The 16,245-nt window shown below is 72.0% G+C and carries 13 protein-coding genes; 6 read left to right on the top strand and 7 right to left on the bottom strand.

Features of this window, described 5'->3' with window-relative positions; all coding sequences use genetic code 11:
- Window positions 1–174: 174 nt before the first annotated feature.
- Window positions 175–1,881 carry a bifunctional metallophosphatase/5'-nucleotidase gene (locus ACLJOK_RS33520; RefSeq protein ID WP_410822487.1) on the bottom strand — a complete coding sequence of 569 codons (1,707 nt, stop codon included), beginning with the start codon at window positions 1,879–1,881 and terminating at the stop codon, window positions 175–177.
- 280 nt (window positions 1,882–2,161) lie between these two features.
- Here ACLJOK_RS33520 and ACLJOK_RS33515 point away from each other — a divergent pair, with 280 nt between their 5' ends.
- On the top strand, window positions 2,162–2,959 hold the full coding sequence (locus tag ACLJOK_RS33515) for an alpha/beta fold hydrolase (protein WP_410822486.1): 798 nt from the start codon (window positions 2,162–2,164) through the stop codon (window positions 2,957–2,959).
- 89 nt (window positions 2,960–3,048) lie between these two features.
- Here ACLJOK_RS33515 and ACLJOK_RS33510 read toward each other — a convergent pair whose 3' ends face one another.
- Window positions 3,049–3,699: a histone deacetylase gene (locus ACLJOK_RS33510; protein WP_410822485.1), complete on the bottom strand. Its 651-nt coding sequence runs from the start codon at window positions 3,697–3,699 to the stop codon at window positions 3,049–3,051.
- 9 nt (window positions 3,700–3,708) lie between these two features.
- Complete coding sequence (locus ACLJOK_RS33505) at window positions 3,709–4,488, bottom strand: phosphodiesterase (RefSeq protein WP_410822484.1); 780 nt, start codon at window positions 4,486–4,488, stop codon at window positions 3,709–3,711.
- Between the two features lie 200 nt (window positions 4,489–4,688).
- Between ACLJOK_RS33505 and ACLJOK_RS33500 the strand changes: the two genes are divergently transcribed.
- Window positions 4,689–6,098 carry a diguanylate cyclase gene (locus ACLJOK_RS33500; RefSeq protein WP_410822483.1) on the top strand — a complete coding sequence of 470 codons (1,410 nt, stop codon included), beginning with the start codon at window positions 4,689–4,691 and terminating at the stop codon, window positions 6,096–6,098.
- A gap of 194 nt (window positions 6,099–6,292) precedes the next feature.
- Here the strand turns inward: ACLJOK_RS33500 and ACLJOK_RS33495 are convergent, their stop codons facing one another.
- Both ACLJOK_RS33495 and ACLJOK_RS33490 read right to left on the bottom strand, forming a co-directional pair.
- Window positions 6,293–7,354 carry an aspartate-semialdehyde dehydrogenase gene (locus tag ACLJOK_RS33495; protein WP_091403390.1) on the bottom strand — a complete coding sequence of 354 codons (1,062 nt, stop codon included), beginning with the start codon at window positions 7,352–7,354 and terminating at the stop codon, window positions 6,293–6,295.
- A 5-nt stretch (window positions 7,355–7,359) separates the two neighbouring features.
- Window positions 7,360–8,625 (bottom strand): aspartate kinase, encoded by a 1,266-nt coding sequence (locus ACLJOK_RS33490; RefSeq protein ID WP_151491046.1) that lies wholly within the window; start codon window positions 8,623–8,625, stop codon window positions 7,360–7,362.
- A 259-nt stretch (window positions 8,626–8,884) separates the two neighbouring features.
- Between ACLJOK_RS33490 and ACLJOK_RS33485 the strand changes: the two genes are divergently transcribed.
- Both ACLJOK_RS33485 and ACLJOK_RS33480 read left to right on the top strand, forming a co-directional pair.
- Window positions 8,885–9,673, top strand: coding sequence for a hypothetical protein (locus ACLJOK_RS33485; RefSeq protein WP_410822481.1), 789 nt, complete (start codon window positions 8,885–8,887; stop codon window positions 9,671–9,673).
- A gap of 84 nt (window positions 9,674–9,757) precedes the next feature.
- Window positions 9,758–10,288, top strand: coding sequence for a nitroreductase family protein (locus tag ACLJOK_RS33480; protein ID WP_410822479.1), 531 nt, complete (start codon window positions 9,758–9,760; stop codon window positions 10,286–10,288).
- A 13-nt stretch (window positions 10,289–10,301) separates the two neighbouring features.
- Here the strand turns inward: ACLJOK_RS33480 and ACLJOK_RS33475 are convergent, their stop codons facing one another.
- Window positions 10,302–11,294: a DUF5937 family protein gene (locus ACLJOK_RS33475; protein WP_410822478.1), complete on the bottom strand. Its 993-nt coding sequence runs from the start codon at window positions 11,292–11,294 to the stop codon at window positions 10,302–10,304.
- Window positions 11,295–11,366: 72 nt separating this feature from the next.
- Between ACLJOK_RS33475 and ACLJOK_RS33470 the strand changes: the two genes are divergently transcribed.
- Together ACLJOK_RS33470 and leuA are read left to right on the top strand one after the other, a co-directional pair.
- Window positions 11,367–12,638, top strand: coding sequence for an MFS transporter (locus tag ACLJOK_RS33470; RefSeq protein WP_410822477.1), 1,272 nt, complete (start codon window positions 11,367–11,369; stop codon window positions 12,636–12,638).
- Window positions 12,639–12,875: 237 nt separating this feature from the next.
- Window positions 12,876–14,627, top strand: coding sequence for a 2-isopropylmalate synthase (gene leuA, locus ACLJOK_RS33465; protein WP_410822476.1), 1,752 nt, complete (start codon window positions 12,876–12,878; stop codon window positions 14,625–14,627).
- A gap of 29 nt (window positions 14,628–14,656) precedes the next feature.
- On the opposite strand, the gene ACLJOK_RS33460 is transcribed toward leuA, so the two are convergent.
- On the bottom strand, window positions 14,657–16,150 hold the full coding sequence (locus tag ACLJOK_RS33460; RefSeq protein ID WP_410822475.1) for an MFS transporter: 1,494 nt from the start codon (window positions 16,148–16,150) through the stop codon (window positions 14,657–14,659).
- Window positions 16,151–16,245 lie beyond the last annotated feature (95 nt).

The following is a 16,245-nucleotide window of genomic DNA, read 5'->3' as shown; positions in this document are numbered from 1 at the left end:
CGGCAACGGGTCGCGGGGTCGGCAACGGGTCGCGGGGTCGGCAACGGGTCGCGGGGTCGGCAACGGGTCGCGGGGTCGGCAACGGGTCGCGGGGTCGGCAACGGGTCGCGGGGTCGGCAACGGGTCGGGCCCCGGAGCTGGTGCTCCGGGGCCCGATGATCGCGAGGTCGGCCGTCAGGCGGCGGGGACCTCGGCAGTGGTGCGGATCCGGTCCAGCGTCGGCGCGGAGACCGGCGACTGGGCGGTCAGGTAGTCGACGAAGGCGTCCAGGTCGATCTTGCCGGTGACCAGGTTCGTGCCGCCGGTGAGGGCGCTGAACCCGTCGCCGCCGCCGGCCAGGAAGTTGTTCACAGTCACCCGGTAGATGGCAGCGGTGTCGACGGCGGTGCCGCCGAGGGTGAGGCTGCCCCGGACCACGCGGGTGCCGGCGCACGGGTCGGCGACCGTACCGGTGGTGCCGTTCGGGTCGACCACGTAGCCCACGGTGGCCGACGGGTACAGGGTCCGACCGGTGACGAACTGCTGCTCCAGGACGCAGTAGAGCTGCGCGCCGGTGAGGTCCAGTGTCACCAGGTTGTTGGCGAACGGCTGCACAGTGAACGCCTCCTCGTAGGTGACGGGGCCGGCGTCGAGGTCGGCCCGGACCCCGCCCGGGTTCATGAAGGCGGCGACGGCGTTCTGTTCGTCGTCGGTGGCGGCGAGCTGCGCGTCCGCGATCAGGTTGCCCAGTGGCGATTCGCCCAGGCTCGTACCGAAGAGGGTTTCCTGGCTCCGGGTGATCGCCTCGTTTGTCACGCCGACCTGGCGTCCGGCGACCGGGCCGAGCACGGTCTTGTACCGGTTGATCAGCGCGGTCTGCCGCGGGTCCTTGGCGACGTCGCGGGTGACCACCACGTTGTTCGCGGCGGCGGAGATGACATCGCCGGACCGACGGTCGATCTTGAGGTCGATGTCGGTGACCAGGCGACCGAACGAGCTGGCGCTGGTGACCAGCTTGCCGTTGATGTCGCAGTTGTACGCCTGGTGGGTGTGCCCGCTGACCACCACGTCGATCGACGGGTCCATCCGGTTGGTGATGTCCACGATGGGGCCGGTCATGCCGACGCAGTCGTTGATCCCGCCGGTCGCGGCCTGGGTGCCACCCTCGTGCAGCAGGACGACGATCGCCTGTACGCCCTTGCGGCGCAGCTCGCGAGCGTACCGGTTGGCGGTGTCCGCCTCGTCGGCGAAGCTGAGGCCGGCGACGCCCTGCTGGCTGACGATCTGCGGGGTGCCCTCCAGGGTCATGCCGATGAAGCCGACCTTGACGCCCTGCACCTTGTGGATCGCGTACGGCGCCATCAGCGGCTTGCCGGTCGCGGTCTTGAAGGCGTTCGCGGACAGGTACTGGAAGCCGGCCCCCCGGTACGGGGTGCCGTCGATGCAGCCGTCCACCGGGTGGCAGCCGCCGTTCTGAATTCGCAGCAGCTCGGCGGCGCCTTCGTCGAACTCGTGGTTGCCGACGCTGGCGTAGTCCAGCCCAGCCATGCTCAGCGCCTCGATGGTCGGCTCGTCGTGGAACGCGGCCGAGAGCAGCGGTGACGCGCCGATCAGGTCACCGGCGGCGACGGTGATGGTGTTCTTCTTCTTGGCCGCTGCGCGCAGCTCGGCAAGGTGGGTGGCCAGGAACTCGACGCCACCCGCGGTCTGCCCGGCGATGGTGCCGCTGGACCCGCTCGGCGGTTCGAGGTTGCCGTGGAAGTCGTTGAGGGCGAGCAGGGTGACGTCGACCGGCTTCGGCCGCGCGTCGGCTTGCTCAGGGCTGGTGGCGACCGCGCCGAAAGCGGCCACCGCGAGCGCGGTCAGGCCGACAGCGGCCCGACGCATCCCGGGTATGAACATGGATCTCCTCGTGAGAATCGGCGCGTACGGTGCCCGGCCTCTGGGTCGACCGGGGCCGCCGACGGGCGCCGTCGAAAGGGTCGCGGATGACGGTGGTTGAGCATGGCCCCCGCCCCGACAGCCTCTCATCCGGACGGCCACCGGTCGACCCGGGCAGCGCATCGGAGCAGCGCGTACGCCGAGGCCGCTATCGATCACCGTTTAACGCGGTCTGCCGGACAACGTCGGACCCACGGTCTAGAAAGGACGAGACGACCAACGAGGAGTGGGGAGCGGCATCGTGAGCGGAACGACACCAGTGGCGGAGCAGGTGCGATCGGTCGACGGCACACCCATCGCGTTCGAGCGGTCCGGTGCCGGGCCGGCGGTCATCCTGGTTGGCGGCGCGTTCAGCGATCGCAACGCGACCCGCGACCTGGGTGCTGCACTGGCGCCGGATTTCACCACCGTCAGCTATGACCGTCGGGGTCGGGGCTACAGCGGCGACACCGCACCGTACGAGGTCGGTCGCGAGATCGACGACCTGGCTGCCCTGATGGCGGCGGCGGGTGGTTCGGCCGCCGTCTACGGCATCTCCTCCGGGGCTGTCCTGGCCGCCCTCGCCACCGCGCAGGGCCTGCCCGTGACCAAGTTGGTCATGTTCGAGCCACCGTTCCAGGTCGGCCCGCATGTGGGCGTCCGCAAGGACATCACCCCGCAGCTCATCGAGCTGATCGCCGCCGACGACCGGGACGGCGCGGTGCAGACCTTCCTCAGTGCCTCGGTGGGGCTGCCGGCCGAGCAGATCACCGGGATGCGGTCGCAGCCGATGTGGGGTGGGTTGACGGCTGTCGCGCACACCCTGGTGTACGACGCGATCGTCACCGCCGGAGGGCGACTCCCCGTCGACCGGCTGGCGGCCATCACCGCGCCCACCCTCGCGGTTGACAGCACCGGCAGTCCACAGTGGTTGCGGGACGCGAGTCGGGCGGCGGCCGAGGCAGTGCCGGGTGGCCGGTCCGTGAGCCTCGACGGCGGCTACCACGACGTGCCGCCGACGACGCTGGCCCCCGCGCTGCGCGAGTTCCTGCTCGGTTGACCGCATCAGCGCACCGCCCGCGCCGGGCGGCGCGCGAGCGACGGAACGCGAGCCAGCCGGGCGCGGCCGACGAGGCGCGAGCCGGTGGGTCAGCCGTCGGCCAGCGCCTCGTCGACCAGGGCCGCTACCGCCTCCGGTGGCCAGGCGCCCGCCACTCCGGGCCGGGCCGCCAGGTAGGTGGCGATCCGTTCGGCGGGCCAACCGTGCGACTCGCGCAGCCCTCGGGCGATCATGCCGAGGTAGATCGGCGCGGGAGGTCGGCACGGCACGGCTGATGCCCCCTCGGGTGCGGTGAAGGTGAGCATCGGAACACCGTCGCGGCTGCCCGGGCAGATCAGCGTCTCGTACCGCCCCGGGCCGAGCGTGGCCCGTCCGTTGGCGACGGCGGCGTCGATGGCCGCGCCGGCCGCCGGGATCAGCTCGGTCGTGTCTCCCGGCGGGCGGTACATCTCCTGGGCCGCGATGTCGGTGAACTGCTCCAGAGTGACCAGATAGGCGCGGGCCGCGGCCTCGCCCGGCAGGTGCGGGTCGTAGAAGGCCATGCCGCCGGTCCAGGCACCGGACTCGCCGGCGAAGTAGATGCCGCCGGGCAGCGACACGGGCGTCGACCGGCTGGGTGGGCGCTGGTCACGGCAGCCCGGGTACGTCCGCTTTCCGCCGGGTGGGCAGCCACCACCGATGTACCAGCCCAGCCGGGCGGCGTGCATGTTCGAGCCGTACGAGACGTACCAGGCCAGCATGACGACCCCTCAGAAGCCGCAGGTCTGCCCGGCGGAGTGGCTGACCTGCACGGTGTGGGTCACGCAGCCGCCGGCTTCGACCGAGTGCAGCAGGAAGGCGGTGGGCTCGTTGAGCCAACCGATCTGCTCGTCGGCACTCATGGTGAGCGTGCTCTGCTTCCACGTGCTGGGTGCCACGGTGAGGACCGTGCCCGCGTACGCCGTGGTGACCGGGCGGTGCAGGTGGCCGGCGCCGACCCGTACGACGTGCCGGTGCCGGCCGATCACCTCGGCGAGCGCGTCACCGTCGGCGAGCCGGATGGAGTCCGCCGCGGGGATGCCGACCGCGACCGGTGGGTGGTGCAGGAAGATCGCGGCGGGCACCTCGGGTCGCCCGGCCAGCACCCCGTCGAGCCAGCCGAGTTGTTCCTCGCCGAGTTGGCCGCCGTCGCTGCCGGGGACGAGCGAGTCGAGCACCACGACGGACGCCGCCTCGTGGTCGACGTGGTAATAGGCGGAGAAGCCGCCGCCCAGCCACGGCGTGCCGCCGAACGCGTCGAGCAGGGACTCCCGGTCGTCATGGTTGCCGGTGGTCAGGTGCACCGGCAGCGGGAACCGGCCGATCACCTCGCGCAGCGCCGCGTACTCCTCGGGCTGGCCGTGGTCGGCCAGGTCGCCGCTGATCACCACGCAGTCCGGTCGGGGTCGCAACGCCAGCACCCGGCCGAGCGCCCGGTGCAACCCGGCGGCCGGTTCGGCGGCGAGCAGGCCGGTGGTCAGGTGTGGGTCACTGAGCTGGGCGATGAGCATGGGCTCGCCTCCTCGGCGCCGGGAGGCTCCACGCTATCGCCGGTCGCGGCATCCCGCGGGGCCACGCGTCCACAGGCTGCGTCCACAGCCTGTGGATAGCACGTGTGTACGAAGCCCGGCCGGTCCCAGCCACCGTGAGTACGCTTGATCGAGCGGTTCGGCGTCGGCCGGGCCCCTCCCCTACCTGGAACGACGTGCGAGTGGATCATCAGCGAGTCATCCGTGACGTCACCGTCCGCCTGCCGATGGCGTCGAGCACGCCGGAGGCGTGTCGATGGACGGTCACCGCGCTGTCCCGCCACACCCCGGCGACCATCTCCGTGCTGCTCGCGGTCCACGACCGCCTGCGCTGCGTCGCGGCGACCGGGGCCTGGCAGGTCTTCGCCACAGTGCCGGCGCGGACCGGCATCGTCGGCCGGGTGTACGCGACCGGCGCTCCCGCCGTCGTCCCGGACGTCACAGTCGACCCGGACTACCTACCGGTACGCCCGGATGTGACCGCCGAGCTGTGCGTACCGGTGCTGGACCCGACGGGCCGGGCGATCGGCGTACTCGACCTTCAGTGGAGTGAGCCGACCGACCTGGAGCCGTGGCGGGAGACCGCGCAGCGGCTGGCCGACGGGCTCGGCTCGCGGATCGCCGCCCTCGGTGGCCCACCGGCGGAGAGCCGCAGCGAGAAGCTGCTCCGGCACACCGCCGCGCTCTCCTCCGCGCCGACCGAGGGGGAGGTGATGGGGGCGGCGGCCCGCGCCGCCCGGGAGGTCTCCACGCTCTCCACCGCGCTACTGCTGATCGGCGGCCAGCTCGGCCCGTCCCCGGCGACGCCGAGCGACCTGGAGACCCGGATCCGCGCCGAGCTGGCCGGGGCGGGTCCGGCCGCCCTGGACCGGATGGTCGAGCGGGCACACCGGTACGGCGCCGGGTACACGCTGGGCGAGGCCGGGCATCCCCCGACCGAGGACTACCAACCACTGACCCGGGCGGGGGTTCGCACGCTGGTCGCCGTGCCGGTCGGGCCGACCGACGCCGGTGGGGTGCTGTTGGTCGCCGACGAACGCGCGCTGCGTCCGGACCCGACCACTGTCAGCCTGATGGAGTTGCTCGCCGGGCAGGCATGGACGAGCGTGGACCGACTGCGCACGCTGGCCCGGCTTCGGGAGCAGGCCAGCTCCGACCCGCTGACCGGGTTGCGGCACACCGGCCCGTTCGGGCAGCGGATCGCGGCGGCCACCCCCGGGCGTACGGCCCTGCTGGCGATCGACGTGGACGGCTTCAAGACCGTTAACGACACGTACGGCCACCAGGCCGGCGACCGGGTGCTGGTCGGGTTGGCCCGGGCGCTGGAGGGTGCGCTGCGGCACGGCGACGAGTTGTACCGGATCGGTGGCGACGAGTTCGTAGCGGTGATCGAGGTGAGCCGCCCGGAGGAGGCGGTCCGGATCGCCGAACGGCTCACCGAGGCGGCCCGACGCATCGGCCGCACGATCAGCGTGGGCGTCGCGCTGCCGCGCCCCGGCGAAACCCCCGACCGCACCCTGAGACGAGCCGACCAGGCCCTCTACGCGGTGAAACGCCAAGGCCGAGACGGCGTCCTACTCTCCGCCGCGTAACCCCAACCCCCACGCCCCACACTCCCGACGCGTCGATCAAGGAGTTATGGTGCCCCGCAAAAGTCGTAGAGCTGGATAACTCGCCCACCACAACTCCATGATCGACCGCGATGGGCGGGGCGGGGCCGGGGCCGGGGGTGCGGGGTGCGCGGGGTGCGCGGGGGGCGCGGGGGCGCGAGGAGCGCGGGGTGGGGTTAGGGGGTGCGGAGTTCTTTGGCCAGGAGTTCGGCGATCTGGGCGGTGTTGAGGGCCGCGCCCTTGCGGAGGTTGTCGCCGGTGACGAAGAAGTCGAGGGCGCGGGGGTCGTCCAGGGCGCGGCGGATCCGGCCGACCCAGGACGGGTCGGTGCCGACGGCGTCGATCGGCATGGGGAACTCCCCGGCCGCGGGGTCGTCCACCAGGATCACCCCGGGTGCGTTGCGCAGCGCCTCGCGGGCGCCCTCGGCGTCGACCTCGGTGGCGAAGACCGCGTGCACGGCGACCGAGTGGGCGGTGACCACGGGCACCCGGACGCAGGTGGCGGAGACCTTGAGGTCGGGGAGGCCGAGGATCTTCCGCGACTCGTTGCGGATCTTCATCTCTTCCGACGACCAGCCGCTGTCCGCCGGGGAGCCGGCCCACGGGACCACGTTGAGCGCCATGGGTGCCGGGAACGGGCCCAGGTCGTCGCCGACCGCCTGGCGTACGTCGCCGGTGCGCGAGCCGAGCGCCCGATCGCCGGCGACCTTGGTGAGCTGGTCGTGCAGGATGTCGACGCCGGACTGACCGGCTCCGGAGACCGCCTGGTAGGAGGCGAGCACCAGCTCTCGTAGGCCGTACTCGCGGTGCAGCGGCGCGACGGCGACGATCATCGCGAGGGTGGTGCAGTTGGCGTTGGCGATGATGCCCCGGGGCCGGTTGCGGACCTGCTCGGGGTTGATCTCCGGGACGACCAGCGGGACGTCGCGGTCCATCCGGAACGCGCCGGAGTTGTCGACAGCGATCGCGCCCCGGGCGACGGCGATCGGCGCCCACTCGGCGGAGACCTCGTCGGGCACGTCGAACATGGCCACCTGGACCCCGTCGAACGCCTCGGGGGTCAGCGCCTGGACGACGAGTTCCTCGCCCCGGCAGCGCACCCGGCGCCCGACGGAGCGCTCGGAGGCGAGCAGCCGGATCTCACCCCAGACGTTGCGTCGCCCGGTGAGCAGCTCACACATCACGGTGCCGACGGCACCTGTCGCTCCGACCACGGCGAGGGTGGGCAGCGCCGTCATCGGCGCTACCTACCCGTCCCCGCGTAGACCACGGCTTCGGTGTCGCCGCCCAGCTCGAACGCGTCATGGATGGCGCGGACGGCGGCGTCGAGGTCGGTGTCCCGGCAGACAACGGAGACCCGGATCTCGGAGGTGGAGATCATCTCGATGTTGACCCCGGCGGCGCCGAGCGCGGCGAAGAAGCCGGCCGCCACCCCGGGGTGCGAGCGCATGCCCGCGCCGATCAGCGAGACCTTGCCGACGTGGTCGTCGTAGAGCAGGCCCTTGAACTTGACCGGCTCCTGGATCTTGCTGAGCGCCGCCATCGCGGTGGGGCCGTCGGCCTTGGGCAGGGTGAACGAGATGTCCGTCCGGCCGGTGCCCTCGGTGGAGACGTTCTGCACGATCATGTCGATGTTGATCTCGGCGCCGGCGACGGTGTCGAAGATCCGCGCGGCGGCACCCGGCTCGTCGGGCACCCCGACGATCGTGATCTTGGCCTCGCTGCGGTCGTGCGCGACCCCGGTGATCAGTGCCTGCTCCACGGAAAGGTCCTCCATCGATCCGGTGACCATCGTGCCGGTGTTGGTCGAGTATGACGAACGGACGTGGATCGGCAACCCCGCCCTCCGGGCGTACTCCACGCTACGCAGGTGCAGCACCTTCGCGCCGCACGCGGCCAGCTCCAGCATCTCCTCGTAGGTGATGTGCCGGATGTGCCGGGCGTTGGGCACGATCCGCGGGTCGGCGGTGAAGATGCCGTCCACGTCGGTGTAGATCTCGCAGACGTCGGCGTGCAGGGCGGCGGCGAGCGCCACGGCGGTGGTGTCCGAACCACCGCGGCCCAGCGTGGTGACGTCCTTGGTGTCCTGGGAGACGCCCTGGAAGCCGGCCACGATGACCACCGACCCCTCGTCGAGCGCGCCCTTGAGCCGCCCGGGGGTGACGTCGATGATCCGGGCGCGGCCGTGCACCGAGGTGGTGATCACGCCGGCCTGCGAACCGGTGAACGAGCGGGCTTCGTACCCCAGGTTGTGGATGGCCATGGCCAGCAGGGCCATGGAAATCCGCTCCCCGGCGGTGAGCAGCATGTCCAGCTCGCGGCCCGGCGGCAGCGGGCTGACCTGGTTGGCCAGGTCGAGCAGCTCGTCGGTGGTGTCGCCCATCGCGGAGACCACCACCACCACGTCGTCGCCGGCCTTGCGGGCGGCGACGATGCGCTCGGCCACCCGCTTGATCCGCTCGGCGTTGGCGACGGAGGACCCGCCGTACTTCTGCACCACGAGTGCCACGACGGTGCACTCCCTCCCAGCGACCCTGAGCGTGCCGACGCCGCCGGAACCGGGGCCGGCGGCGCGTGTCAGACCTCATGAGGGTATCCGGCGGGTAACGAAGCCGGGTCAGGTGATCCCACCATCCGGCCCGCCCGGACCCGGCCGGGCCGGTCCCACCAGGTCGGACGGGTACGCCGGGACGCCCCACCCGACACGCCGGAACGGGCCCGGTACGCGCCGGCACCCACCGACCGCCCGCACCCACCAGAATGGGCCGGTGCCCGTCCTCATCCGCTCGGCCGGCCGTGTGCTCGGGCCGCTCGTCCTCGCCCTGCCGGCCCTCCTGGTCGCCTGCACCAGTGAGCAGGCTCCGACTCCGCCGCCTGCCGATCCGGGGCCGGTCGAGGTGGAGGCCGCACGGGATGAGCTGGCCGCGCTGGCTGCGGCGGCTCAGGACCGTCACCTGGTGGCCCAGTACGTCTACAGCCAGGCGGGTCAACCGGATCGGACCATCGTCTTCACCAGCGCGAACGACGGCAGCTGGCGGGTGGACGTGCCGGGGGGCGCCCTGGGTGGCACCGCCGATGTCTCGATGGCCAACACGGCCGACGGGCTGTTCCAGTGCGCCCTACCGTCGGCCGGTCACACCGAGTCGGCGAGCTGCGTACGCCTGGGTGATCGCGACGACGCGATCCCACGCCGGTCGGACCCCCGGGTCCAGCACCTGCTCACCGACTGGCTGTACGTGCTCACCGACCGACGGGCGCCGTTGGCGGTCGCCCCGGCCAACCCGCCCGAGGGCCTCACCGGCACCTGCTACTCGGTGGATTCCACCTCGGCGTCGCTCAACGCCCCGTTGGATGTGGGCATCTACTGCTACGACCAGGACGGCACGCCGACCGGCGTCCGGACCGGGGCCGGGTCGCTGCGGCTGGCGGCCGCACCCGGCCCGGCACCGGCCACCGTGCAGCTGGCCGGCCCGGTGGTGGTCGATCGGGAGCCGCTCGACACCGCGGCGCCGCCGACCCCGGACCCGTCGGAGAGCCCGAGCGCGGGAACGCCCTGATCTTCGTCCCGTTACGGGTGCTCTTGCCCACATTCAGCCACCCCGCCCTTCGGTGCGAATCACCCATACAGGACGATCTGGTGCATGGCCGACCTCACCCCGCTGCTCGCGTACCGCTGGAGTCCACGAGCCTTCGATGCGAGCGCCGAGCTGACCCCGGAGGAGTCCGCCTCGCTGCTCGAGGCCGCGCGCTGGGCCCCGTCGGCGGAGAACGGGCAGCCCTGGCGGTTCGCCCTCGGCCACCGCGACGACGAGACCTGGAAACGGATCCTGATCAGCCTCCCGGTCGACGACCAGAGCTGGATCCGGCACGCCGCGACCCTGGTGGTCGGCGCCCACGCCGGCCTCGAGACCGAGCGGGCCGCGTACGACCTGGGGCAGGCGATCGCGCACCTGACCGTGCAGGCCACCGCGCTCGGTCTGCACGTGCACCAGCTCACCCGGTTCGACCGGGCCGGCCTCTCCACCGAACTCGACCTGCCCGGCGGCGTCCGCCCGTTGGTGGTCGCCGCAGTCGGCCGGCTCGGGGACCCGTTCGCCCTCCCGGCGGACCTGCGCGCCCGCGAGACCGGCCTGCGGCACCGCCGCCCGGTCGCCGAGCTGCTGCTGCGCTGATCGAGCGCCGGGATCACCCGCCCCGGCTGGCCCGGAGCAGGACCGCCGCGGCGTCGGTGTTGCGATAGCGCACGTGCCGACCCTCGCGGGACCGGGACACCAGGCCGGCGCCGTGCAGCGCGGCCAGGTGCTGGGAGACGTTCCCGGCGGACATCCCGGTGAGTCGGGCCAGGTCGGTGGTGGTCAGCGCCGTCTCCAGCAGGTGCAGCAGCGTGGCCCGGCCCGGCCCGACCACCCGTGCGAGTGGGTCGCCGGGCGGCGGCGCGGTCGCCTCCCAGAGCGTCCCGACGGCGCGAACGGGGTACGCACCGGCCGGCAGCGAATCCTCCAGCAGGTTCCACAGCACGTGCCGCTCGGTGAACACCGTCGGGGTCAGCGCCAGCCCACGATCGCGGAGGTCGAAGTCCCGCTCGAACGTGTCGTCGCTGATAACCCGGTCGCCGTGCCAGCGCAGGCTCGGGTGGAGCTGCTCGAAGAACCGACCGGCGCCGCTCTCGGCGAGTTGCGCGGCCCGGTACGCCACGTCGGCGTCGAGGAGCGCCCGCATCCGCGACCAGTCCGGGGCGATCGCCTCGTCGTACCAGACCCGCGCGGCGTCGACGACCTGCGGCAGCAGCCCGCCGGGGTCGGCGAGCAGCGCCCGCCCGAACGGGCTCAGCGGCTTTTGCCAGGTGGTCGACAGCAGGTCCTGGACCACCACGGCCGGCGGCGTCGCGGCGATCTGGTCGAGCTGCTCGGCCATCTCCACGTTCGGTCGGGCCGCCGGGGTGAGGAAGTCGGGCAGCCAGCGACCCGGCACTACCAACCCCACCAGAGGCTGGACCCGGTCGGCCACCTCGGGGCGACGCAACGTCACCCGGGCCCGGTCGATCCAGGGCAGGTGCACCGCGTAGCGGACCGGGTTGGCCAGCGCCCACATGCTCATGACCGTCTCGTTGGCCGGTGACACGGCGAGCCGCACTCCCGCCACGTCGGCCAGGCTGAACCGCAACTCGGACACACGCACCCCCGGGAGCAGGATTCGGTCCAGCCTAAAAGACTCGACCGGGATCACGGGGAGCCCGTTCACTCACCCGACATGGGGACCCGAGAAACCATCCGCACCGCCGTCCGAGATGTCGTACCGCCAGCCGGGCTGACGCGCGCCCTGGCCGTGCAGGCCATGGTCTACGCCGTCGGCAGCGGCCTGTTCCACGCCGGCAGCGCCGTCTTCTTCACCCGGGCGCTCGGGCTCAGCGCCGCCCAGGTCGGGTTGGGGCTGTCCGTCGCGGCGGGGGTGTCGCTGCTGGGCACCGTGCCGCTGGGTGGGCTCACTGACCGGTACGGACCGCAGCGGGTCTGGGTGGTGGGGCTGGTGCTGAACGCGGCGCTGTTCGCGACCTACCCGTTCGTGGGCGGTTTCGCGGGTTTCCTCGCCGTGGTGGTGGCGCTGGCCGCCGTGGACGCCGCTGTCGGCGTGGCCCGGCAGGTCTACTCGATCAACGCGCTCCCGCCGGCCGAACGGGTCACGGCGATGGCGTACCAGCGCTCGTCGCTGAACGTCGGCTTCGGGCTCGGCGCGGTGGTCAGCGGCCTGGTGCTGGCGGTGGACACGATCACGGCGTACCGGGGGATGGTCTGGTTCATCTCGACGGTCTTCCTCGTGACGGCCCTCTTCGTGCGGCGACTGCCCCGACTGCCGCAGGTGGCCAGACCGGCGGAGCCGATGAGTCGGCTCGCCGTGCTCCGGGACCGGCCGTTCATGGCGGTGTCAGTGCTGTCCGGGCTGCTCACCGCGCACGGGGTCCTCTACCTGACGGTGCTGCCGCTGTGGATCCTCACCCACACCGACGCCCCGAAGACGGTGATCGCCGGGCTGGTGCTGCTCAACACGGTGCTGATCGTGCTGCTTCAGGTGCGCGTCAGCCGGGGCGCTGACACCGCGGCGGGCGCGGCCCGGGCCTCCCGTCGGGGTGGGCTGCTGATCGCCCTGTTCTGCCTGGTCCTGCCGATTTCCGGCGTCACTCGGGGCGCGCTCACCATCGTGGTGCTGGTGGCCGCCGCGTTGCTGCTGATCCTGGCCGAGCTGATCGAGTCGGCGGGCACCTGGGGGCTCACCGCCACCCTGCCGCCGGCCGACCAGCGCGGTGCGTACGTGGGGGCGCTCGGACTCGGCGTGCAGGTCCAGTATTTGATCGCACCGGCGGGGCTGACCGCGCTCGGGGTGACCACCGGCGGGTGGGGTTGGTTACCGATAGCAGCGATCTTCGTGCTGGTCGGGCTGGCGATCGTACCCGCGGTGGCCTGGGCTGGACGCACGCCGCGGCTGGGTGCCGAGGCCGCAGCGCCGGCCATGACCCCGGTCCCATAGTCCGGACCTGTCTTTCCACCCCCCGTTCCATCACGTAGGGTGACCTGGTCATGTGGCAGGCGCTGCTCCTCCTTAGCCGCCGCGACGAGGCCTGACCGGCCGGCACCTCGTCGCGGAGTCGCATCGCGCCGTCCAGCACATCCGAGTTTTCTCTCGGCACCGCCGCGCACCGTCGCCCGGCATCTCGCCGACACCTTCCGATCTGCTGACGCCACATGTTCCAGGGAGCACTCTGAGATGGCTCAACCTGTCACCGACGCCGAGACCGATCCGATCGCCCGGCAGCGCCCCAGCCGGATGCCGTACCACCGCTACGAGCCGTACCGCGAGCAGTTCCGGGTCGAGCTGCCGGACCGCACCTGGCCCACCCGCACCGTCGAGGCCGCCCCCCGCTGGTGCGCCGTGGATCTCCGCGACGGCAACCAGGCCCTGATCGACCCGATGTCGCCGGAGCGCAAGCGCCGGATGTTCCAGCTGCTGGTCCAGATGGGCTACAAGGAGATCGAGGTCGGTTTCCCGTCGGCGAGCCAGACCGACTTCGACTTCGTCCGGCAGCTCATCGAAGACGACATGATCCCGGACGACGTCACCATCCAGGTGCTCACGCAGTGCCGGGAGCACCTGATCGACCGGACGTTCGAGTCGCTGCGCGGCGCGAAGCGGGCCATCGTGCACTTCTACAACTCGACCTCCACCCTCCAGCGGCGGGTGGTCTTCGGCCTGGACCGGGACGGCATCGCCGACATCGCCACCACCGGTGCGCGGCTCTGCCAGAAGTACGCGGAGATCCACACCCCGGACACGGAGATCTTCTACGAGTACTCGCCGGAGTCCTACACGGGCACCGAGCTGGAGTACGCGCTGGAGGTCTGCTCCCGGGTGATCGACGTGATCGACCCGACCCCGGACCGGCCGCTGATCATCAACCTGCCGGCCACAGTCGAGATGGCCACCCCCAACGTGTACGCCGACTCGATCGAGTGGATGCACCGGCACCTGCCGCGCCGGGACAGCGTGGTGCTGAGCCTGCACCCGCACAACGACCGGGGCACCGGCGTGGCCGCCGCCGAGCTGGGCCTACTCGCCGGCGCGGACCGCATCGAGGGCTGCCTGTTCGGCAACGGTGAGCGCACCGGCAACGTCGACCTGGTGACTCTCGGGCTCAACATCTTCTCCCAGGGCATCGACCCGATGATCGACTTCTCGAACATCGACGAGATCCGGCGAGCCGTCGAGTACTGCAACCAGCTGCCGGTGCACGAGCGCCACCCGTACGCGGGCGACCTGGTCTACACCGCCTTCTCCGGCTCCCACCAGGACGCGATCAAGAAGGGCTTCGACGCCCTCGCCGCCGACGCGAAGGCGGCCGGCGTACCGGTGGACGAGCACACCTGGGCGGTGCCGTACCTGCCGATCGACCCGAAGGACCTGGGCCGCACCTACGAGGCGGTCATCCGGGTCAACTCGCAGTCCGGCAAGGGCGGCGTCGCGTACATCATGAAGAGCGAGCACCAGCTGGACCTGCCGCGCCGGCTCCAGATCGAGTTCTCCGGTGTGGTGCAGCAGGTCACCGATCACGACGGCGGCGAGGTCGACCCGGCCGCCATGTGGGAGATCTTCGCGACGCACTACCTGCTCGACCACCAGCCCGACCCGACGGTCCGGCTGGCCGGCTACACGATCGGCACGGTGGACGGCAAGGTCGAGATCGAGGCCCAGGTCGGTGTGGGCGGCGAGCAGCGCTCGCTCGCCGCAGTCGGCAACGGCCCGATCGACGCGTACGTCAACGCGCTCCAGTCGGTCGGGGTGGGCGTACGGGTGCTCGACTACCACGAGCACGCGCTCTCCTCCGGCGGTGACGCTCAGGCCGCCGCGTACGTGGAGTGTGAGGTGGACGGGAAGACGGTCTGGGGTGTCGGCACCGACGCCAACATCGTCACCGCGTCGATCAAGGCGGTCACCAGCGCCGTCAACCGCGCCCGCCGCTGACCTGTGCGCGGCACCCCCGAAGTGGCTTCCTACTTCGGGGGTGTCGCGGCGGGCAGTGAATGGCAGGGCTGGGACGGCGGGGCTTCCCGGGGCGGTCGGTGGACCAGCACGAGGGCCAGCAGCGCGCCGGCCACGAGCAGCCCGGCACACCACTCCATCGCGCCCCGGAACGCATCGGTCAGCTCGGCCTTCTGCTCGTACCCGCCGCCGGAGAGCCCGACCAGCAGCGGCAGCGCCGCCACCGCGAGCAGGCCGCCGGCGCGGGACGCGGCGTTGTTAAACCCGCTGGCCACCCCGGAGAACCGGTCCTGCACGGCGGCCAGCACCGACGCGGTCAGCGGTGCCACCACCAGTGTCAACCCGATGCCGAAGAGCAGCACCCCGGGCAGCACGTCCCGCCAGTACGACGCGCCCGGTCCGACGCCGCGCAGCAGCAGCAGGCCGACCGCGGCGACCACCGGTCCGATGGCGAGCGGCAGCCGTGGGCCGATCCGCGCCGACAGCGCACCGGCGCGCGCGGAGCCGACCAGCAGCAGCAGGGTCATCGGCAGCAACGCGATGCCGGTGCGGAAGGCCGACCACCCGACCACGTTCTGGAGGTAGACGGCGAAGAAGAAGGTGAAGCCGCCGAGCGCCGCGTAGACGACAACAGTGAAGATGTTCAGCACCGAGAAGAGTCGGCTGCTGAACAGCCCGGTGGGCAGCATCGCGGCGTCGCCACGCCGCCGTTCCAGCAGGACGAAGGCCACCGCGGAGAGCACCCCGACCGCTGCTGCGATCAGCACCTCGGCGGAGTCGAACCCGCGGGCCGGCGCGTCGATCAGGGCGTAGGTGACGCCGGCGAGCGCGAGCGCTCCGAGCAGGGCGCCGGCGACGTCGAACCGCCGTCGGGTCCGACCCTGTCCCTCGGTGCGGGAGGCGCTCTCGTCGCGGCTCTCCGGCACCCAGCGCAGGGCGGCCAGCAGCACCAGCACGGCGATCGGCAGGTTGAGGAAGAAGATCCAGCGCCAGGAGAACGCGTCGATCAGCCAGCCCCCGATGAACGGGCCCAGCGCGGTGGACACCCCGGACAGCCCGGCCCAGGCGCCGATCGCCCGGCCCCGGTCGTCGGGATGGAAGCTCGCCTGGAGCACCGACAGCGACCCGGGCGTGAGCAGCGCGCCACCGGCGCCCTGGAGGAACCGGGCCGCGATCAGCATGCCGGTCTCCTGGGCCAGCCCGCAGAGCACGGAGGCGGCGGTGAACCAGACCACGCCGATGAGGAAGATGCGTCGCCGGCCGAAGCGGTCGCCGAGCGCGCCGCCGAGCAGCACGAACGCCGCCAGCATCAGCAGATAGCCGTTGATGGTCCACTGGAGATCGGCCACGTTCGCGCCGAGGTCCTGCCCGAGCTTCGGCAGCGCCACGTTGACGACGGTGCTGTCGAGGAAGACCATGCCAGAGGCGAGTACGGCGGCGAGCAGCGTGCCCCGGCCGGCGGTGGTGCCCATCCGGAGGGCGGTCGCCGGTACGGGTGCGGTCATCCCACCAATCTGCCTTGCATCATGTGGGAGACGCCACGAAACGCCGAAACCGTGCCCGGGTACTGTGCGCAATCGCCGGGAGCCCCCAAGCTGGA

The sequence above is a fragment of the Micromonospora sp. 050-3 genome, from assembly GCF_046549335.1.
Lineage (GTDB): Bacteria > Actinomycetota > Actinomycetes > Mycobacteriales > Micromonosporaceae > Micromonospora > Micromonospora trifolii.
Note: the sequence above shows the minus strand (reverse complement) of the source record. Positions and strands in the feature narration are given on the sequence as shown.